Below are 21,002 nucleotides of genomic sequence, written 5' to 3'. Positions count from 1 at the left end.
TACAAAAATAGTGAAAACCTCGGCAGAAAACTTGCCCAGGATAAAAAACCAAGAACCCTTGAAAGGTAGGAGAGATAATGCAAAAACATCAAGTGATTATCGATGCCGATCCCGGTATTGATGATAGCCTCGCATTACTGGTCGCGTTGCAATCACCAATGATTGAGGTCATTGGGATTTCAATTGTTGCCGGTAACGTCCCCACAGAGATTGGCGTCGCCAATGCGTTAAAAGTCTTGCGTGAAGTCGATCGGTTAGATATCCCAGTCTTTGCTGGGGCGACGAAGCCATGGGTGCATGACTATGTCAGCGCCCAAGATACCCATGGGATGGATGGTATGGGTGAAAGCCATTTGCCACCCGTGACCGAAGCCAGTGCGTCGCCATTAGATGCACAAGCAGGGTATGAAGCCTTATTATCAGCGCATCAGGATGTTTGGTTTATGGCGTTAGGGCCATTAACCAATGTTGCCCAATCGCTCAAAACGCAACCAGAACTTTGGTCACACGTGTCGCGTTTAATTGTGATGGGCGGCGCCTATCAGACAAATGGCAACACGTCACCGGTGGCTGAATACAACTTTTGGGTCGATCCCGATGCGGCCGATTATGTGTTCCAAAACAGTCCATTGCTGATTGAATTGGTACCACTGGACGTGACGCGTAAAATTGTCATGACGCCCAATATTTTGCAAATGATGCATTATTTGGCTGCCGATAAGTCAGCCTTAATTGAACAGATTTTGCCGTTTTACTTTGATTTCCATTGGGCCCAAGAACATGTCTTGGGGGCCGTGATCAATGATCCGTTGGTCATTGTCTACGCCTTGTATCCCGAATTGGCAAGCACCATCGAAAAATATGTGACGGTGGTCACGTCAGGGATTGCCTTGGGTCAAAGTATTGTGGACGGGGCTGATTTTTGGCAACGTCCAGCCAATGCCAAAATTTTACAGCAAATTGACGCAAAACGGGCCATGGCCTATATTGTGGGTGGTTTATTAACACGCGATGTGACAACAATTGAAAAAGAACTTGATAACATCGCGACAGACTTGGAGCGATTATCATGACAAAACAGTTTTCCGCACAAAAAATTGCACTAATTGCGCTTTTTATTGTGATTAACATTGTGGGTGGCCATTTGGCCCTTTATACACGTCTGCCAATTTATCTTGATACGATTGGGACATTGTTAGGCAGTGCGTTCTTTGGGCCAATTGGCGGGGTTATCACGGGGGTGTTGACAGCCTTAATTAATGGCACCACCGGGGATTTATTCTCGATTTATTATATGCCGAGTCAAATTACCACAGCCATTGTCGCAGGTTTGGTGTATAAAAGGTTTAAAGCCACCGATGTCAAGAATATTTGGTGGCTGGCATTCGTCATTTCATTACCTGCTACAGTTGTGAGCACAATGATTACGGTTATTTTATTCCACGGTATTACATCTTCTGGCTCAAGCATGTTGGTACAAGTCCTTCATGGTTTTGGCATGAATGAAGTGGGGGCAGTCTTGTTGGTTCAGGTCGGGACAGATTACCTTGATCGCGTTATCGGCGTTTATGTGGTCGCTGTCGTGTACCAGACAATTCGTAAATACATTAAATAATTATCACACATTTTTAATTTAGTGTTGACAATTTTCATTTTCAACGTTATAGTAAGATTATCAAATAAGAACGAGAAAAATCATGAACAAAACAATCTTGAAAAACAATAGTTATTACTACTTCTGGTTTATGTAGCACCGTCGCATGTTAAGTGCGTCGGTCATCGACGCACTTAGCGGCCAGAAGTTTTTCAAGGTTGGGTCACTAAGTGGAATGTAACACTTAGTGGCTTTTTATTTTAACAGTCAAACTGTTGTGGTAAATCGTGCCGGGTGTTACACCCCGAGCACGATTTTTTTATGAGGGAAAATAATGAGTGAAACATTAATAAAACCTGATATTGCCACACAGACAATTAATCAATTACGACGCCTCGCCAACCAAATGATAACCAAAGCGGGGTCAGGACATCCAGGGATTGCGTTGGGTGCAGCACCAATGCTTTATGAATTGTATGCCAACCAATTGGTTATAGATCCGACGCAACCTAACGCCAGCAATCGTGATCGGTTTGTATTATCTGCAGGACATGGATCAGCCTTGTTATATGCGACGTTGCATGCCGCAGGTTTTGCGTTGTCGGCGGCTGATTTAGCTGCGTTTCGCCAACCGCATTCAAAAACGCCCGGTCATCCCGAAGTGGGGGTAACGCCCGGCGTGGATGCGACGACTGGCCCACTGGGCCAAGGACTTGGTATGGCGGTGGGCATGGCGATGGCAGAAGCCAAACTCCATGCGCAATTTCCAACGGTGATTGATCACTTCACTTATGCACTAGTGGGGGATGGCGACTTGATGGAAGGCATCAGTCATGAAGTTGCAACGCTAGCTGGACAACAAGGGTTGGCAAAGCTGATTGTGTTATACGATGACAATCAGGTGAGTTTAGATGGGCAGCGGGCGCGCGCCGATACAGCAGACAACGTGGCCCGTTTTGCCAGTTATGGTTGGGATGTACGACGCATTACCGATGGCAATGATCTGGCTGCCATTCATGATGCCATTGAAAATGCCAAGTTGTCACCGGAACCCACGTTGATTGCGGTGCGGACAACCATTGGTGATTCAGGACCTTATGCTGGGACACATCAAGCTCATGGGACACCGCTGACACCGGCGCAACTGCAGGCATTGGCTGATGACTTAGCTGTCACAATGCAACCTGAATTCAGTCTAGATGCGGCGTTGATGGATCAAATGCGAGATCATATTGCGCAACGTCTGGCTGAACAACCAACGCCCAGCACGGCTGAGTTACAGACTTATCTTGCCTGGACGCAAGCACAAACTGCACAACCACCAAAACTGCAAGACAACGCGCAGCACCAAGCAGCGCGCACAATTGGGAAAATCACATTACAAGCAGTGGCGCAAACTTGGCCACAATTGTGGGGTGGGGCAGCAGATCTAGCCAGTTCCACGCAAACGACCCTTGTCGACTCACCGTTATTTGCACCAGGCAATCGCACGGGTCGCAACATTGCCTTTGGTGTCCGTGAATTTGGTATGGGGGCAGTGATGAATGGGATTGCACTCCACGGCGGGACAAAAGTGTTTGGCAGTACGTTCTTGGCGTTTTCGGATTATATGAAGGCGGCGATTCGCTTGAGCGCTTTGCAGCAGGTACCGGTGATTTATGTCTTTACCCATGATAGTGTCACAGTCGGTGAAGATGGCCCAACGCATCAACCTGTCGAGCAGTTAATGGGCTTACGCCTGATTCCTGGGGTCAACGTGTTGCGACCAGGGACAGCTGAAGAGGTGGCAGCAGCTTGGCACCAAGCACTTTCGTCAACCGATACCCCGACGGTATTGATCTTAGGTCGTGGCAGTCTAGGTATGCAAGGCACGCCAGCACAAGCGCAGCAGGCTATGACAGCTGGGGCGGCGCAAATTGTCGCAGCACCAGACGCTACCATTAATTTGATTGCTACTGGGTCAGAAGTGCAATTAGCCCTTGCTGTGAGTCAACAACTCCCACAACCAAGTCGTGTGATTTCAATGCCAAATTTGCAACGCTTTCTATCACTTGATCAGTCAAAAAAAGCCGTAATCATCCCCAAAGATTCGGCTAAAAATGTGATAATAGAAGCAGGCACAACACTTGGCTGGCAGGCTGTTGCCGGCGATGATGGCTTGATATTTGGGCTAGATCATTTCGGTATTAGTGCAGCACCGCAAGCCGTTCTGGCAGATGTCGGGTTAGTTGCAGAAGTGTTGACTGAAAAAATTATGCAAGATTTAGGGAGTTAATATGACAATTTATGGTTTGATTGCCCAACCGGCGACGCATTCGCTATCACCAGTGATGCAAAATAAGATGATGGCCGCACGGCAAATTGATGCGTATTACCAAGCATTTGATGTCGCCCCCGCACAACTTGATGCGGCCGTGGCAGGTATGCGGGTGTTATCAGTTGGTGGGTTCAATGTGTCGACCCCGCATAAATCAGCCATTATCCCGTATTTAGATGAACTCACACCACTAGCGCAACGTTTACAAGCCGTGAATACCGTGAAAAATGTGGGCGGTCACTTGATCGGGACCAGCACAGACGGGGATGGTTTTTGGCAAAGTATCCCACGCAACCAACCGCATGAACGGGTGGTGTTGCTCGGCACCGGTGGGGCTGCGCGTGCCGTGATGGCCACTGCACAACACTATGGGGTGCGGCAGTTAACCGTGTTTAACCGGGCGCATCTGGATTGGTCCCAGCGGGAAACGACCGTGGCTTATCTGAGCCAAGGCATTGGGCAACTGGCTGATTTGGCCGACAATCAAACCCTTTCTGCCGCACTACAACAAGCTGATTTGCTGATTAACGCGACAACCGTGGGGATGAATGATGCCCGCACCTTATTAACGGATTACCAAATTGGTCTTTTACCACAACATACGCTAGTGGTAGATATGATTTATCGTAACCAACAAACAGGCTTATTACGTGCCGCTGCCAGTCGTCAATTGCCCACGCAAAATGGGTTGGCGATGTTGGTGAACCAAGGTGCGTTAAGTTTTGAATACTGGTTTAACCAACCAGCTGATCGCCAATTGATGGCAGAAACAATTCGAGGAAAAATAAAATGATTATCGTCACAACAAACAAGACAACTGCACAACAACTCGCTGAAAACTTGACGACGGGTGATCCGCTCAAACCAGTCTTTGTCCACAATAACCGTGTGGCCTTAGCGGGCGTTAAAACCCTATCTGATGAAACACTCGCGCCATTTAAAGCGGATATCGTTGACATTATCACCAAACACCATACCGCTATTGCCTCATCACGTGATTTTCATCCAGAAGATACGGTGATTACAACCAAACATTCAATCATTGGTGGCGAACATTTCGTCTTTATGGCTGGGCCAGATGCCATTGAAAGTCCAGCGCACGTGATGGCCATGGGTGAAGCAGTTAAAAAGGCCGGGGCAACTATCTTACGGGGTGGCGCGTTTAAGCCACGCACGTCCCCATACTCTTACCAAGGTAACGGCGAGGCCGGGCTAAAGGCGCATCGCGCGGCGGCGGATGCGTTAGGGATGGATATGGTCACCGAAATCTTGGATACGCGTGATGTTGACCTTGTCGACCAATATACGGATATTTTCCAAGTTGGCACCCGCAACATGCAAAACTTTGCCTTGCTCAAAGCGCTGGGGCAAAAGCGCAAGCCAGTGGTGCTCAAGCGCGGCATGTCTGCCACAATCGATGATTTATTAAACGCCGCCGAATACATTGTGTCTGGTGGGAACACGCAAATTATTTTAATGGAGCGTGGTATTCGGACCTATGATAATAAGTACACACGCAACACCATTGATGTCTCTGCTATTCCGGTTCTACAGAGTTTGACTCATTTTCCAGTGATTGCCGATGCCTCACATGCTGCTGGGGTGGCACAATTTGTGGCACCGCTAGCCTTGGCCGCCATTGCGGCAGGCGCCCAAGGGTTGATGACAGAAATTCATAACGACCCGGCACATGCCTTTGTGGACGGGGCACAAGCCCTAACGCCGGCTGAATTTAGTACGTTGGCGGCCAAGGCACGGCGGGTGCGTGAGGTCGTGCAATCAGATTTAGTCGCACAATAAAGTGAGAGATAAGAAAGGACAAACCATGACGACTGTAACTGTCAGTGTCGGTCAACAAGCATATGACGTGAAAATTAATGACACGCTGCATACCCGAATTGGGGCAGAAATCGCGGCCGTTTGGACACCACGTCAAATTGCCTTAATCACCGATAGCCATGTTGGCCCCCTTTATTTAGCCGACACGACACGTCAACTTGAAGCGGCTGGTTTCCAAGTGTTACCGCTTGAAGTCCCAGCCGGGGAACAGTCAAAATCCCTCCAAGTGGCTGGTGATTTAATTAGCGCACTAGCTGAGCACGGTTTTACCCGTGGCGATGGGGTGGTGGCGTTGGGCGGTGGTGTGATTGGTGATTTGGCTGGCGTGGTGGCTTCGCTTTATATGCGTGGCATTGGCTATATTCAAATTGCAACCTCCCTGACGGCACAAGTAGATTCATCAGTTGGCGGCAAAACGGCCATTAACCTAGGCGCAACCAAAAATATTGCGGGGACTTTTTATCAACCAAACTTGGTCTTAGTTGACCAAACTTACTTAGAGACGTTAACGGATCGTGATTTGGTGGAAGGGTATGCTGAAGTCGTGAAGACATCGGCGTTAGCTGGCCCTGAATTCTTTGACCTGACGGGGAAAATTCAAAGTATAACTGACATTCGCACGCATGCCCAAGAACTATCGGCGCGCGCTATTACTTACAAAGCAGCGGTAGTCATGGCGGATGAAAAAGAAGCCGGTCAACGGCAGTTCCTCAACTTTGGTCACACGTTAGGTCATGCGATTGAATTACTGGCACATGGGGATCTGCGGCATGGCGAAGCCGTGGCGATTGGGATGATGGCGTTGACTGAACGCATGGTACGTGCCGGTGTTTCGCCAGCTGACCTAGTCCCAGCATTACAATCTCGGTTAACGGCAGTTGGGCTGCCAATCACTTCTGATTTGCTTGGTACGCCGGCCTTTTTTGACCGCTTGGTCAATGATAAGAAAAATCACGGTGGAACGTTGAACCTAGTTGCTCTCGCTGAGGTTGGCCAACCCATTATTGTCCCCAAAGCGTTATCAGCCATGCCAGAATTCATGGCCTCAATTTGATTTGAAAGGACTTGTGCCGATGCGTACAAGATAAAATAAGACGATGAGATATACAACTGCTGGCGAAAGCCATGGCCCAGAAGAAATTGCGGTGATTGAAGGGATTCCTGCCGGCTTACATATTACCCAAGAAGATATTAACGAACAACTCGCCCGCCGTCAACGGGGCTACGGCCGTGGCGAACGTCAAAAAATTGAAACAGACACGGTGACATTTTTAACGGGCGTGCGGCATCAATACACGCTTGGTTCACCCATCACCCTCAATGTTCACAACGATGATCATAATAACTGGTCTAAAATTATGGCGCCCAACACGCCGGCTACACCGGAAAATACGCTCCGAAAAGTGTTACGCCCACGACCAGGGCACGCTGATCTTGTGGGGGGCATCAAGTATCGCCATCATGATGATTTACGAAATGTATTAGAACGCTCCTCTGCGCGCGAAACCACGATGCGTGTAGCGGTTGGCGCTGTGGCGAAGAAACTTTTGGCAGAAATCGGGGTTGATGTGCATGGGTTTGTGGTCAATGTGGGCCCAGCCAAATCGGATTTGAACCAACTCACTCAGTATCATGATTTGCAGGCGCTGCGTGAAGTGACGGAAAGTTTTGAAACGCGCGCCCTGGATGCTGCAGCTGATGCGGCTATTCGTGACGTGATTGATAAAACCAAACGCGATGCCAACACGGTGGGTGGTCAAGTCCAAGTGATTGCAACTGGCATGCCGGTTGGCTTAGGGTCTTACGTTTCCGCTGATGAAAAATTGGACGGCAAAATTGCGCGGGCTATTGTCGGGATTAACGCATTTAAAGGGGTCCAATTTGGTGGCGGCTTTGACAATGCTGAAAAATACGGCGACCAAGTGATGGATGAAATCTTCTGGGATGCGGAAAAAGGCTTTTATCGTGGGTCTGATAATTTGGGTGGCTTTGAAGGTGGCATGACGACTGGTGAAGCCATTGTCGTGCGCGGTGTGGTCAAGCCGATTCCCACACTCTATCGTCCCATGCAATCGGTTGATATTGACACGCATCAGGATCACAAAGCGTCCATTGAACGTTCCGATACGACGGCGGTGACGGCTGCGGCGGTGATTGCCGAAGCCATGGTGGCCATTGAGTTAGCCAAGGCGGTTTTGGACAAGTTTGATGCTGATAATATTGACCGGATGAAGGAACAAGTCGCGGCTTATCGTGAGGAAGTTCGCCGTTTTTAATCAGTATTGTCAAATCGTACGCAAACAAAAGGAAAAGGAGAGGCTATGATTCGATTGACGCCTGCCCCAAAAAGGGGGCTGCACGGGCAATTAACAGTGCCTGGGGATAAATCCATTTCACACCGCGCCTTGATGTTTGGCGCGATAGCTCAAGGACACACAGACATTGAGAATTTTTTGGATTCTGATGATGTCTTACACACGATGGGTGTGTTTCGCGAGTTGGGGGTCCAAATTGAACAAACTGGGACTCGTGTCCGCATTCAAGGCCAAGGGCTTGAGCATTTTCAGGCACCCAAAGCACCGTTAGATATGGGCAATTCTGGTACTTCAACCCGTTTATTGATGGGGTTGTTGAGTCAACAACCATTTGAGCTGGCTATTTTTGGCGATGCGTCTTTAAGTCAGCGGCCGATGCAACGGGTATTAACGCCATTGGCGCAAATGGGGGCCAATATTACCTTAACTGATGGTGATAAATTACCGGGTGTGATCCATGCCAATCACGCGCTGACTGGGATTACCTATGAGATGCCAGTGGCGTCAGCGCAAGTTAAAAGTGCGCTGATTTTGGCGGGGATGCAAGCCACTGGACAAACCAAAATTATTGAAAATTTGCCGTCACGTGACCATACGGAACGGATGCTGCGCCAATTTGGTGGTGACATTCAATCTGAAAATGGGGTGATTACCGTGTCACGCCAACCAGCGCTGGTTGGCCAACACGTCGTCGTCCCTGCAGATATTTCGAGTGCTGCCTTTTTCATGGTGGCCGCTTTAATTACGCCAAATTCTGATCTAACGTTGAAGCAGGTGGGTATTAACCCGACCCGCGATGGCGTTTTACGGTTGTTACGGCGTATGGGGGCTGATTTGCAGCTGTCAAATATTGACGACACCAATGAGCCAACTGCAGATATTACGGTTAGGGCCCAACCGTTACATGGGATTCACATCACGGCTGCTGATATTCCAAGCGCTGTGGACGAAATGCCAATTTTGGCGCTTGCTGCCACGCAAGCGCAAGGCGATACGGTGATTTCAGGGGCAGCGGAGTTACGCGTGAAAGAAACTGACCGGATTGCCACGGTGGTGGCGGAATTAACGAAGCTGGGGGCTGATATTGAGGCCTTGCCAGATGGGATGATCATTCACGGTGGCACACCACTTCATGGCAGTACGGATTCAACGCTATTAGAGACGCATGGCGATCATCGGATTGGCATGATGAATGCGGTGGCTGCTTTGATTGCTAATCAGGAAGTGGTGATGACTGGCGAAGATGCGATGAGTGTCTCTTATCCAGGATTTTTGGCTGATTTGATGCAGGTGATGCGATGAAAATTGTCATCCAAGGGTTAGGTGAAATGGGGGCGTCATTGGCGCAGTGTTTAAATGCGCAACCTGAACATCACGTGATTGGCGTTGATCAAGACCCAGAGACGTTAAAACGCGCCTTAGATCAGGGGATTGTTGCTGAAACTGCTGGGCAATTAACCGCAGTTGCACCGCAAGCTGATGTGATTATTCTAGCCACACCGGTGTCAGGGATTATCCAAGCCATTCACACATTGGCTGCAGCGCCGCTGAAGCCTGATGTGATCATCACGGATACCGGCTCGACTAAACGTGACATTCTGACTGAGGTGGATAGGCATCTGGGGTATGTCGCCTTTATTGGCGGCCATGCCATGGCCGGGACGCATTTAAGCGGCGTGACTGCCGCCAACTCCCAGTTATATCAGCAAGCACCTTATTTCCTCATCCCCAATGAAAAAGGGCGGGCCGTTTTACCTAAATTGCAAGCCTTATTTGCCCCGTTGGCGGCGAATTTTACCACAATTGACGTGACCACACATGACCGTTTAATGGCGATGATTAGTGATGTGCCGCACATTGCGGCTTTTGCACTGATGAATGCCGCAGTTAAGCAGTTGGGTGATGCCAGTGAATTTGGGCAATACGTGGCCGGCGGGTTTAAAGATACAACGCGCATTGCTGCTAGTGATCCCAAACTTTGGACGGACGTTTTAATGAGTAATCAAGCTGCGGTCATCGCCAGTAATCAACAATTAATTGCTGAACTGACCGCATTTAATCAGGCATTGGCCACACAAAACACTGACCAATTGTTGCGATTGATTCAATCTGCGCAAAAGGCACGACAAAATTTATGAGGTAGCGATCATTATGTTAACAACACCAGAAACATTGCTATTAGTTGGTTTTATGGGCGCAGGGAAAACGACGGTTGGTCAGGAAATTGCCCGACAACATCAAGCGCGTTTTATCGACATCGATTCAGAAATTGAACGCCGCGCTGGACAAACAATTCCAGAAATTTTTGCGACGCAAGGCGAGGCCGCCTTTCGTGCGCTGGAAACACAGGTGTTAGACGACTTACAGACGTTTAATGGCATCGTAGCAACCGGTGGTGGCGTGATTGAGCGACCGGAAAATCGGGCGATTCTAAAGGCGTCCCCAGCAACCGTTATCTATTTGCATGGGAACTTGGAAAGCACGATTAATCGCTTGCTCAGCGAAGGCCAACGGCCGTTGTTACAAGAAAAGTCAACCGCTGAATTTTTTCAATTGTGGCAACTACGAGACCCGTTATATCAAAGTGTAGCGGATTTTACGGTAGAAACAGTCGGCAAGACGCCCGAACGGCTTGCCGCAGAAATTATTGCGTTGTTTAGTTCTCACGAAGACGAATTGGCCTTATTACAATTACGCTCGGAAATTGATGCTTTTGACCGGCAAATTTTTCAGACGATTGAAAAACGGATGCAGGTTGTTGGTGCCGTAGCGCAATACAAAGAAAAATTTGGCATGGCAACTGTTCAAGTCGGCCGGATGCAAAACATGCGTGCTTTATTGAAATATGATTTTGCACAGTCGTTAGATATTACCGATGAGTTGATTGACCAAATTATGACGATTCTGACAACTTCGGCCATTAACAAGGAAAATAAGCAGTTAAAACGATGAAACTACACACCTTAGGGCCTGTTGGTACGGATTCCGAACAGGCAGCCAATGATTACAAAACAACGCAAACTTTGGTCTTACACCAGGACTTTGAAGAAATTTTAACCAATTTGGCACATTTTTCTGGTGATCAAATCTTGGTACCAGCAGCATTTAAATCGAACCGATTACCGGATTTGAACTGGGCGAATTTTAACTATTTATCTTGGGAAAAGGCGACTATCGTTGATACGTTTACGTTGCCTTTAATGACATTGATTGTTGTGGAAAATGTCGCTTATGCCCGTAATGTGGCGGTTATCCACGCGGCAACTGAGGGGCTACTGGCCCAATACTTGCGAGCAAATGGTTTAGACAATGCTTGGGGACCTTCAGTTGTTTTTGCACCAAGCAAGCCCGTGGCCATGTCGGACTTTATAAAAGCGCAAAATCGGTTTACAATTATATCAGAAGCGCAATTCTTAAAATTACCAGAAAGTGAAGACCCGAAGTACCAAGTGCGACAGCGATTAAGTCCACAAATGGTTTGGGTTGTATACCAAATTAAATGACCTTACGTGAATTATTACAATTACCTAAAAGCATCAATGGCAAGCCAATCACTGCTGTGTCGTTGATGCTTGGCCCAACTGACAAATTGACGCCATTTGCCAATAAATTGCAGGCGCAAAACCCAGATGTTGTCGAATGGCGTGCGGACTATATTGCCGATGATTTTAGTCAGGCGGTGATGTGGCAACAAGTCAAAGCAGGTGCTCAAGCAGAGATTGCCCAAAAAGATGTGTCGGCGATGACAGAAGCGAAGCTTCTGGCTGAGATGGATCAGGCGCAACAAGAATTTAATGCGAACTGGCCAATCATGAATCAACAAATCATTAAGGAATTGACTGGGTCAGTTTTTAACACAATCGGCAGTTTTCCCATTATTTTGACCTATCGGACCCAAGCACAAGGTGGTAAAGGGGAAATGTCACCACTTGCTTATACCACTTTTGTGGTCAATGCGTTACAATCTGGGTATCATTTCGCTGCCGTTGATGTCGAATATACGTTAGCAGTAGAACTTCGTGAAAAAATTATGACAGCCGCACGTGCCGTCGGTGTGCCTGTGATCATGTCATATCATGACTTAAATGAGACACCAAATGTCCCTGCTTTCTTAGCAGATATGTCTCAAACAGGGGCTGATATCATTAAATTAGCGGTGACACCTCATGATGAGGGTGATGTTGATCGTTTGCTGGCTGCGACACAAGCGGCCAATATCTCACAGCCCTTAATTACCATCAGTATGGGCATATTAGGGCAACGCTCACGCATTGTGGGGTATCAATATGGCGCTGAGATGACCTTTGCAGTATTGGGTGGGATGCCAGAGAGTGCGCCCGGCCAACTGACGTTGTCAGAGTTACAGCAAGCTTGGCAGAGCAAATAAAAAACGCGCAATCGACATTGCGCGTTTTTTATTGATGATGAATGACTTCTTTGGTGGCAGCTGAGCCGGAGATTGCAGGTACAGCAATCACTGCAATTTCACCCACAACGATGGCAATAATTGCTACCGTTGTGAATGAATAAGTACCCACACTCAATTGTGAAACAATGTAGCCCAAAATTTCACCGAACACAGCAGACCAAAAAGCAACAGTAATATATTTCATACCTTTCACCTCTTTACAGAACTATCATACGCTTATTCTTAAAAAGCGCAACCTTTTTCAACGCGTTTCGTGTATAATTAAAGGGAACAAAGTTTCGCGTCATGCGTCACAAACTGCGGAGGGCTAATGTACGCACCGTTACAAATTTTAAGCGCTTATAGCTTATTAAAAAATCCCAATACAATTTCACAAATCATCCAAACAGCCAAGGCACGCCATTACGATGCGATTGCACTTACCGATCAAAATGTGATGTATGGTGCCGTTGCCTTTTATCAAACGGCTTTGCAGCATGGCATCAAGCCGTTATTTGGGGTCACATTGTCGGTTAGCGGGCTCGTCAATACTGCTACCACATTCCCAATGATTTTTATGGCGGAAACGCAGGTTGGCTATCAAAACTTAATGTGGCTGTCATCTGCTAAAATGACTGCTAAAACAGATGACATGCCTCTGAGTGCGATGACTGAACATTTGGCCGGATTGAATGTTATTTTGCCAGCAGAAAGTGAATTAACGCAGTTTATCGCGGCTGCCTATGATGATCTGGATACCTATTGGCAGCAACTCACCAATGTGATTGCCCCAGAACATTTGTATGTTGGTATCAACCCACAAATGGCCACGCAGATTCAAGCACGGCTTGCTGCATTTCAAGTAGCAACGCAAGCCCAACTGATTGCCTTAGATGATGTGGCTTATTTGAATGCGGACGATAGCTTCACCACACAAGTTTTAAAGTCAATTGATGCAAACGTGAAATTAGAAGGTATCAAGGCATTAGCCCAGCAGTCTGGCACACAGGTACTGCAAGATTTTGAGCAAATTCAAGCCGCTTACCAAAGTAGTGAAATTCTAAAAGCTGCTTTTTTGGTCAATGAGCGATTAGTTTCTCGCAGTCAAGTCACGCTGACGTTTAAAAAGACAGCAGCTTTGCCAGCATTTCAACTGCCAGATGGGATGGCGGATGCAGGTGCTTATCTCAAAGCGCTGGCGGAAAAAGGGTTGGCTGCGCGACTAAAGGGGTATCATGGGGATCAGTCCCCATATCTCACGCGTTTAAATCACGAACTGACAATCATTGATGAACTCGGGTTTAATGATTATTTTTTGATCGTTTGGGATATTGTCAATTTTGCTTATCAAAGCCATATTCAAATGGGCGCTGGGCGTGGCTCTGCAGCCGGATCACTCGTTGCTTACGCCTTGCGAATTACAGATGTGGATCCCCTGCAATTTGGCTTGCTGTTTGAACGTTTTTTGAACCCAGAACGAGTGCAAATGCCAGATATTGATATTGATTGGCCAGATAATAAGCGCGAAGCGGTGTTAAACTATTTACACGATAAGTATGGTCAACGGAACTTTGCCCAGATTTTAACGTTTGGCACTTTGGCGGCAAAGCAGGCGCTGCGTGACACAGGCCGCGTGTTTGGCCTGTCGCAACAAATGATGAGCCGATTAAGTAATGCCGTGCCACAAGGGAAACAAGGGCGCAAAGTCTCTTTGCAAGATGCCTTACAAGCAGGACCAGGCCTTAAAAATGTGTTAGCCGAAATTGAGAATGGGCAATTGCTATTGAAAGTGGCGCAACAAATCGAAGGTCTGCCGCGAAATTACTCGACACATGCAGCCGGCGTGGTTTTGAGTGCAGAAGCCTTGGTGCAGACGTTGCCAGTGCAAGCAGGCAGTGATGATCGGTTATTGACACAATTTGAAAAAGATACCGTTGAAGCGTTAGGGTTGCTGAAAATTGATGTCTTAGGGTTGTCTAATTTATCAATTCTAGCGCAAACGTTGTATGAAGCGCGGCAGCAACTACCAGAGCATTTTAACATCAGTCGCGTGCCACTCGATGATCCCAAAACGCTTGAGTTATACGCAAAAGGCGACACCAACGGCATTTTCCAGTTTGAATCAGCGGGTATCAAGCATGTCTTACGGCAACTACAACCAGCCACATTTGAACATATTGTCGCGGTGAACGCCCTTTACCGCCCAGGCCCAAGTCGCAACATTGAAACCTTTATTAAACGACGGCATGGTCAAGAAACGATCACCATGCCTGATCCCAGCCTCAAGACAATTTTAGCGCCAACGTTTGGGATCATTGTCTATCAAGAGCAGGTCATGCTTGTCGCAGAGGCTTATGCTGGCTTGACATTGGGTGAGGCGGATCTTTTGCGAAGCGCCATGTCCAAAAAGAAATTGACACAAATGGCAGCCATGCAAGAAAAGTTTATTGCTGGCGCGGTAGCGCGCGGCCATGATCGTGATGAGGCGACCCAAATTTTTGCCTACATTGATGAGTTTGCTAATTATGGTTTTAATCGCTCGCATGCAGTGGCTTATAGTAAGTTATCCTTTCAATTAGCCTACATGAAAGCGCATTATCCTGCTGCGTTTTTTACCGCCGTGTTAAATGCTAATTTGGGATCGCCCGAAAAGGTGCGTCTCTATGTAACAGAGGCCAAGGCCCGTGGCATCAAAGTGGCAGCACCCCATATTAATTATTCACAACGATTTTGGACGGTTGCCCAAGACACGCTACAAATGGGGCTCAATAATATTCGTGGTTTGCGGTCAGATTTTGTTGCGACAGTTTTGGCAGAACGCCAGGCAAACGGCCCTTTCCAGACAATTCAGTCCTTTGTGCGACGCTTGCCTGAAAAATTTAGGAAGCATGACACGCTCAACCAACTTGTCTATGCGGGCGCTTTAGATACGTTTGGTTATAATCGTCAAGAATTGGTCACCGCGTTAGATGATTTGATTGAAGCTGCGAGTTTTGGTGAATTAATACTAAATGAAACCAAAATCAAGAAAATGTCGGATTGGTCATTAACTGAGAAGTTAACTCATGAAAAAGAAGCCATTGGGGTGAATCTTTCCGGCTATCCATTGGATGATTATGCTGGGATCATCGCTGAACAAAACTACCAACAAATCGTGGCGATCACTGAAAATTCACAACGTGTATCGAGCATTGTCTTGATTGATCAACTGCGGACAACACGTACCAAAAAAGGCGAAGAGATGGGGTTTGTCACTGTATCGGATGCCACTGGCACGATGAGTGTGACGGTATTTCACCAACTCTTTGAAAAGGTGCAAGCTATTTTAAAGGCAGGGGCCATCATTCAGGTATCCGGACGGGTGGATAGTTATAATGGTAAATTATCCCTCGTGGCAAATCATATCAGCTTGGCACCGGACTTGGCGCAACCACCAAAAGGGACGTGGTTTTTACAGTTTGATGCGGCACATGATAACGCTGAAAATCGCCACGCAGTGATTGCAGTTTTGAAAAAGTTTCATGGAGTGAATCCAGTCGTGATTCATTGGCAAAATGAAGCAAAAAACCAGCAATTAGCGCCGGCATTTTGGTTGAGTGATGAAACCGCTATCATCCGTGAATTGGCGCCATTACTGGGAAATGACAACGTCATTTTTAGACGAAGTCATTGATATTATGGCTTGTATAAACGCTTAATAATGTATAAAATAGAGCTTGGGTAATGTTGCACAAGCAACAACCAAGATAACTAAGGAGCATATTTAACCATGAAAAAGACGAAAATCGTCTCAACACTTGGTCCGTCATCATCTGATGTCGAAACAATCGTCAAGTTGATCCAAGCGGGTGCCAACGTATTCCGTTTCAACTTCTCACACGGTGATCACGAAGAACATTTGAGCCGTATGAACGCAGTTCATGAAGCTGAAAAGATTACTGGTAAGACTGTTGGTATCTTGTTGGACACAAAGGGTGCTGAAATCCGTACAACAAAGCAAGTCGATGGTAAGATTGAATTCCACACTGGCGACACTTTGCGTATTTCAATGGACGAAAACATTGAAGGTACAAAGGAAAAGATTGCTGTCACATACGCCGGTTTGTTTGATGACGTTGAAGTGGGCGGACAAGTCTTGTTTGATGATGGTTTGCTTGGCACAACTGTTCTTGAAAAGGATGCTGCCAACCGTGAACTTGTTGTTCGCATTGATAACGATGGTATCTTGGGATCACGTAAGGGTGTTAACGCACCAGGTGTTTCAATCAACTTGCCTGGTATCACTGAAAAAGATGCAGATGATATTCGTTTTGGTTTGGATCACGAAATCAACTATATCGCTGCTTCATTCGTTCGTAAGCCTGAAGATGTGCTTGAAATTCGCGCATTGTTGAAGGAAAAGAACATGGAACACGTCCAAATTGTTCCAAAAATTGAATCACAAGAAGGTATTGACAACCTTGATGCCATTCTTGAAGTTTCTGATGCCTTGATGGTCCCACGTGGTGACATGGGTGTTGAAATTCCAGCCGAAAATGTGCCTTTGGTTCAAAAGGACATGATCCGCAAGATGAACAAGGCTGGTTTGCCAGTCATTACTGCCACACAAATGCTTGACTCAATGGAAGAAAACCCACGTCCTACACGTGCCGAAGCTTCCGACGTTGCCAACGCCGTATTTGATGGTACAGATGCCACAATGTTGTCAGGTGAATCAGCTAACGGTGATTACCCAGTTGAAGCTGTTGCGACAATGGCTGCAATCAACGAAAAGGCTGAAACATCATTGCGTGACAACGGTCGTCACCAAGACATCTTCTTTGATGAAACTGATTCAACTGAAGCTGTTGCTTCAGCAGTTTCACGTATTGCCCGCAGCGTGAACGCCAAGGCAATTGTTGTGTCAACAAACTCAGGTTACACAGCACGTATGGTATCAAAGCACCGCCCAGATGTTAACATTTTGGCTGTGACTTATACTGAACGTGTACAACGTGGTTTGACTTTGAACTACGGTGTCTTGCCAGTTGTTTACGATGCCCCTGCAACGATTGATGAAATGATTGCATTGGCTAAGACAGCTGTTAAGGAACAAGGTTTGGCTAACTCAGGTGACACAATCGTCATCGCAGCTGGTGTACCAATGTCACAATCTGGTACAACAAACATGATTACTGTACAATCAGTTTAATGATATAATGTCTGTCAGGAAAATAGCCACATATGGCTATTTTTTTTATGGCTTTGGATAAAAATAGTCGATGTCATGAAACCTACCATAATTAAATCGCTCAATTGGTCTAGCTGATATGATTATATCAACGTTAAAAGAGGAGTATGATTTATGAACACAGGTGATTTGGCTTGGGTATTGATTTCGGCAGCGCTGGTCTGGTTAATGACACCAGGTTTGGCATTATTCTATGGCGGCTTGGGGGAACGTCGCAATTTGTTGCATACAATGTTTGTCCCAATCTTAATTATTGGCATTGCCACAATGGTCTGGTTTGCCGTTGGTTATTCGTTAGCTTTTGGTGGTGCCGGAGATATCATTGGCAATTTTAAGCATCTATTTCTCACAGGGGTATCCTTTACCCACTCAACAAAGTCCTTGACGATTCCAGATGGTGCGTTTGCCTTATTCCAGGGCATGTTCCCAATCATCACAGCTGCCATCATCACGGGCTCAGTGATTGGCCGTGTACGCATCAAGGCAATGATTGTCTTCATTACATTATGGCTAATCTTTATTTATTCGCCATTGGCCCACATGGTGTGGGGCGGTGGCTTACTGGCAAAGCTGGGCGCAATCGATTTTGCCGGTGGGACAGTGGTTCATATCTCAAGTGGTGTGACCGGCTTGGTTTTGGCCTTGATGATTGGGCATCGCCACAATGATAAGCATGTGCCAGTTCGCCCATCATACGTGCTCATCGGTGGGGCCTTGCTCTGGGTCGGTTGGTTTGGCTTTAACTCAGGTTCCGCTTTGGCTGCCAACAGCATTGCGGTTTTGGCCTTGGTCAACACGTGGTTGGCATCATCAGCCGGTGTCTTGACGTGGGGGATTGCCGAGTATAAAATGCACGGCCGCGCAACACTATCAGGCATTACCAGTGGTGGCGTTGCGGGGTTGGTGGCGATTACGCCAGCTGCAGGCTTCGTGGCGCCATGGGCTGCGGTCATTATGGGGTTGTTAGCCGGTGTGGTTGGTTTTGCTGGGATTACATTTGTTAAGAACAGCTTTGGCTATGATGACACGCTTGATGCCTTTGGAATTCATGGGATCGGTGGCGCCGTTGGGGCCATCTTGACAGGGGTGTTCGCTGATAAAAGTGTTGGTGGTGTTGCGGGCGCTGTGAATGGCGACTTCTCTCTTGTCTGGAAGCAAGTCGTCGCTATCTTGTTTACGATCGCGTTTGCTGCGATTGGGACCTTCATCTTAGCAAAACTCACGGCGTTGATTGCTGCACCATTACGCCTGACTGCGGAAGAAGAAGCTCAAGGTTATGACAACATTATGCATGATTTAACGGTTGAATGACGGGCAACAGCCCGTTTTTTGTGTTAAAATTAAAAGAAACAACACAAAGGGGATTTGCAATTTGTCAGCACAAATACAGCAAATTTTTACATTTGAGAATGCCGAACAGCAGACTAAGTTAATTGGGGTTAACGATAATTTAATCCGTCTGATTGAAGAAGGTTTAGATGTTGCCTTGCATGCTCGAGGCGACCAGATGACGATTGCAGGGGAAGCAGAGCAGGTGGCCCTTGCACAGGCTGTCTTACATGAATTAACCCAGCTCATTAAACATCAGATTACCGTTTCACCGACAGACGTTGTGAGTGCCGTTACGATGGCGCAACGCGGCACGTTGGAATATTTTGGTGATTTATACTCGGAAACTTTGATTCGAGATAATAAAGGCCGCGCTGTGCGGGTCAAAAATTTTGGTCAAAGGCAATACATCCAAGCTATTCGGAAGCATGACATCACCTTTGGCATTGGCCCTGCAGGGACGGGGAAGACTTATCTAGCCGTCGTCATGGCAATTTCTGCGCTGAAACGTGGTGATGTGGAACGCATCATTATCACCCGCCCAGCTGTTGAGGCTGGCGAGTCACTTGGCTTTTTGCCAGGGGATTTAAAAGAGAAGGTCGATCCTTATTTGCGGCCCATTTATGATGCGATGCATGCCATTATAGGGGCTGAACAGACGCAACGATTGATGGATCGTGGGGTAATTGAAATTGCGCCATTGGCCTATATGCGTGGCCGGACATTGGATGATGCCTTTATTATTTTGGATGAGGCACAGAATACCACCAACCAACAGATGAAAATGTTTTTGACACGTCTGGGATTTGGTTCAAAAATGATTGTTAATGGCGATATTTCACAAATTGATTTGCCACGTGGTGCCAAGTCAGGATTAATTGCCGCCCAAAATATTTTACAAGCGGTCAATCGGATCGCATTTATTAACTTCAGCAGTGCCGACGTGGTTCGCCATCCGGTGGTTGGATTGATTGTTAATGCTTATGATGCCGCTGAAACAGCACAACTTGCCAATAAAAAGGAGCAGACAGCCCATGGATTTAGCCATAATTGACCAAGCGCAAGCTGGCGTGAGTCAGTACCATCGTGATCTCGTGACTGCCGTCATTGATTTTGCCGGCCAAGCATTAGATTTGCCTGATGACACTGAAATGTCGATTACTTTTGTCAATAATGATGAAATTCAACGCTATAATCGTGAATATCGTGGCGTGGACAAGCCCACAGATGTGATTAGCTTTGCTATTGAGGAAGGCGATGATGTTTTTGACCAATTGGAAGCGGTTGAAGGGCTCGCCAAAAATATTGGTGATATTATTGTCTCAGTTGACGTGATTGCGTCGCAAGCAGCATATCTGGGTCATAGTTACGAACGAGAACTTGGCTTCTTGGTGGTCCATGGCTTTCTTCATCTCAACGGGTATGATCACATGTTAGGTGATGCTGAAGAGAAGGAAATGTTTGATTTGCAGCGAAAGATTTTGGATGATTATGGCCTCAAGAGATAACGAACAGACAAAATTAGTCGGTGAACCGGAAGCAATCAAGCAGCAAACAACGCGAAATCGGAATTTTTTTCGAGCGATGCGTAACTCATTAAACGGGATATGGCTGATTTTAGTGCGCGAGCGTAACATGCGCATCCACATTTTGTTGGCGTTTCTCATTTTAGTGGCGGGTTTGCATTATGGATTGTATCGTTCAGATTGGCTTTGGGTGACGATGGCAGTCTTTATCGTGATCTTCAGTGAATTCTTGAATACGATTATTGAAGCCGTGGTTGATTTGGTTGTGGAGAAAAAATATCATCCTTTGGCAAAACTGGCCAAAGATGTGGCTGCCGGTGCGGTATTGGTAGCGGTCGGCGTTGAAATCATCATTTTGTTATTGATTTTTCAGCCGTATGTTTGGCGCCAATTTGGAATTGTCACCAATTTTTCTGATTTGTTGCACCATTTTCAAAAATAACG

The 21,002-nt window shown here is 46.9% G+C and carries 19 protein-coding genes; 18 read left to right on the top strand and 1 reads right to left on the bottom strand.

All coding sequences use genetic code 11. The features are described 5' to 3' along the window. The first annotated feature begins 77 nt into the window (after positions 1-77). The 12 genes from HF966_RS06630 to HF966_RS06575 all read left to right on the top strand — a co-directional run bounded on the left by HF966_RS06630 (position 78) and on the right by HF966_RS06575 (position 12,452). A complete protein-coding gene (locus tag HF966_RS06630; protein ID WP_168677291.1) occupies positions 78-1,073 on the top strand; it encodes a nucleoside hydrolase in 996 nt (331 codons plus the stop codon). Continuing rightward, positions 1,070-1,615 carry an ECF transporter S component gene (locus tag HF966_RS06625; RefSeq protein WP_168677289.1) on the top strand — a complete coding sequence of 182 codons (546 nt, stop codon included), beginning with the start codon at positions 1,070-1,072 and terminating at the stop codon, positions 1,613-1,615. Before HF966_RS06630 ends, HF966_RS06625 begins: the two co-directional genes overlap by 4 nt. Before the next feature lie 313 nt (positions 1,616-1,928). Beyond that, on the top strand, positions 1,929-3,869 hold the full coding sequence (locus HF966_RS06620; protein WP_168677288.1) for a transketolase family protein: 1,941 nt from the start codon (positions 1,929-1,931) through the stop codon (positions 3,867-3,869). Between the two features lies 1 nt (position 3,870). After that, positions 3,871-4,704, top strand: coding sequence for a shikimate dehydrogenase family protein (locus HF966_RS06615; protein WP_168677287.1), 834 nt, complete (start codon positions 3,871-3,873; stop codon positions 4,702-4,704). Next, positions 4,701-5,711, top strand: coding sequence for a 3-deoxy-7-phosphoheptulonate synthase (aroF, locus tag HF966_RS06610; RefSeq protein ID WP_168677285.1), 1,011 nt, complete (start codon positions 4,701-4,703; stop codon positions 5,709-5,711). Before HF966_RS06615 ends, aroF begins: the two co-directional genes overlap by 4 nt. Before the next feature lie 25 nt (positions 5,712-5,736). Further along, positions 5,737-6,804: a 3-dehydroquinate synthase gene (aroB, locus tag HF966_RS06605; protein WP_168677284.1), complete on the top strand. Its 1,068-nt coding sequence runs from the start codon at positions 5,737-5,739 to the stop codon at positions 6,802-6,804. 43 nt (positions 6,805-6,847) lie between these two features. Next, the gene (gene aroC / locus HF966_RS06600) at positions 6,848-8,026 is read left to right on the top strand and encodes a chorismate synthase (RefSeq protein ID WP_168677283.1); all 1,179 of its coding nucleotides are present in this window, start codon (positions 6,848-6,850) and stop codon (positions 8,024-8,026) included. Positions 8,027-8,071: 45 nt separating this feature from the next. Continuing rightward, a complete protein-coding gene (gene aroA, locus HF966_RS06595) occupies positions 8,072-9,367 on the top strand; it encodes a 3-phosphoshikimate 1-carboxyvinyltransferase (protein WP_168677282.1) in 1,296 nt (431 codons plus the stop codon). After that, positions 9,364-10,203 carry a prephenate dehydrogenase gene (locus tag HF966_RS06590; RefSeq protein WP_168677280.1) on the top strand — a complete coding sequence of 280 codons (840 nt, stop codon included), beginning with the start codon at positions 9,364-9,366 and terminating at the stop codon, positions 10,201-10,203. The genes aroA and HF966_RS06590 overlap by 4 nt, the downstream gene beginning before the upstream one ends. 13 nt (positions 10,204-10,216) lie before the next feature. After that, on the top strand, positions 10,217-11,017 hold the full coding sequence (locus HF966_RS06585) for a shikimate kinase (RefSeq protein WP_168677279.1): 801 nt from the start codon (positions 10,217-10,219) through the stop codon (positions 11,015-11,017). Beyond that, the gene (locus HF966_RS06580; protein ID WP_168677278.1) at positions 11,014-11,568 is read left to right on the top strand and encodes a hypothetical protein; all 555 of its coding nucleotides are present in this window, start codon (positions 11,014-11,016) and stop codon (positions 11,566-11,568) included. Before HF966_RS06585 ends, HF966_RS06580 begins: the two co-directional genes overlap by 4 nt. Beyond that, a complete protein-coding gene (locus HF966_RS06575) occupies positions 11,565-12,452 on the top strand; it encodes a type I 3-dehydroquinate dehydratase (RefSeq protein ID WP_168677277.1) in 888 nt (295 codons plus the stop codon). Before HF966_RS06580 ends, HF966_RS06575 begins: the two co-directional genes overlap by 4 nt. A gap of 28 nt (positions 12,453-12,480) precedes the next feature. Here HF966_RS06575 and HF966_RS06570 read toward each other — a convergent pair whose 3' ends face one another. After that, positions 12,481-12,678 carry a YjzD family protein gene (locus HF966_RS06570; protein WP_168677276.1) on the bottom strand — a complete coding sequence of 66 codons (198 nt, stop codon included), beginning with the start codon at positions 12,676-12,678 and terminating at the stop codon, positions 12,481-12,483. 126 nt (positions 12,679-12,804) lie between these two features. On the opposite strand from HF966_RS06570, the gene HF966_RS06565 reads away from it, so the two are divergent. The 6 genes from HF966_RS06565 (at position 12,805) to HF966_RS06540 (ending at position 21,000) form a co-directional block, all read left to right on the top strand. After that, a complete protein-coding gene (locus HF966_RS06565; RefSeq protein WP_168677274.1) occupies positions 12,805-16,146 on the top strand; it encodes a DNA polymerase III subunit alpha in 3,342 nt (1,113 codons plus the stop codon). A gap of 96 nt (positions 16,147-16,242) precedes the next feature. After that, the gene (gene pyk, locus HF966_RS06560) at positions 16,243-17,664 is read left to right on the top strand and encodes a pyruvate kinase (protein WP_168677273.1); all 1,422 of its coding nucleotides are present in this window, start codon (positions 16,243-16,245) and stop codon (positions 17,662-17,664) included. A 153-nt stretch (positions 17,665-17,817) separates the two neighbouring features. Beyond that, positions 17,818-19,014 (top strand): ammonium transporter, encoded by a 1,197-nt coding sequence (locus tag HF966_RS06555; RefSeq protein WP_168677272.1) that lies wholly within the window; start codon positions 17,818-17,820, stop codon positions 19,012-19,014. A gap of 61 nt (positions 19,015-19,075) precedes the next feature. Beyond that, positions 19,076-20,086, top strand: coding sequence for a PhoH family protein (locus HF966_RS06550; RefSeq protein WP_168677270.1), 1,011 nt, complete (start codon positions 19,076-19,078; stop codon positions 20,084-20,086). Continuing rightward, a complete protein-coding gene (ybeY, locus tag HF966_RS06545) occupies positions 20,067-20,540 on the top strand; it encodes an rRNA maturation RNase YbeY (RefSeq protein ID WP_168677268.1) in 474 nt (157 codons plus the stop codon). Before HF966_RS06550 ends, ybeY begins: the two co-directional genes overlap by 20 nt. Further along, the gene (locus HF966_RS06540) at positions 20,524-21,000 is read left to right on the top strand and encodes a diacylglycerol kinase family protein (RefSeq protein WP_168677267.1); all 477 of its coding nucleotides are present in this window, start codon (positions 20,524-20,526) and stop codon (positions 20,998-21,000) included. The genes ybeY and HF966_RS06540 overlap by 17 nt, the downstream gene beginning before the upstream one ends. Positions 21,001-21,002: the final 2 nt, after the last annotated feature.

Source organism: Leuconostoc holzapfelii, assembly GCF_012396485.1.
Classification (GTDB): domain Bacteria; phylum Bacillota; class Bacilli; order Lactobacillales; family Lactobacillaceae; genus Leuconostoc; species Leuconostoc holzapfelii.
This window is presented reverse-complemented; position numbering and strand designations above follow the sequence as displayed.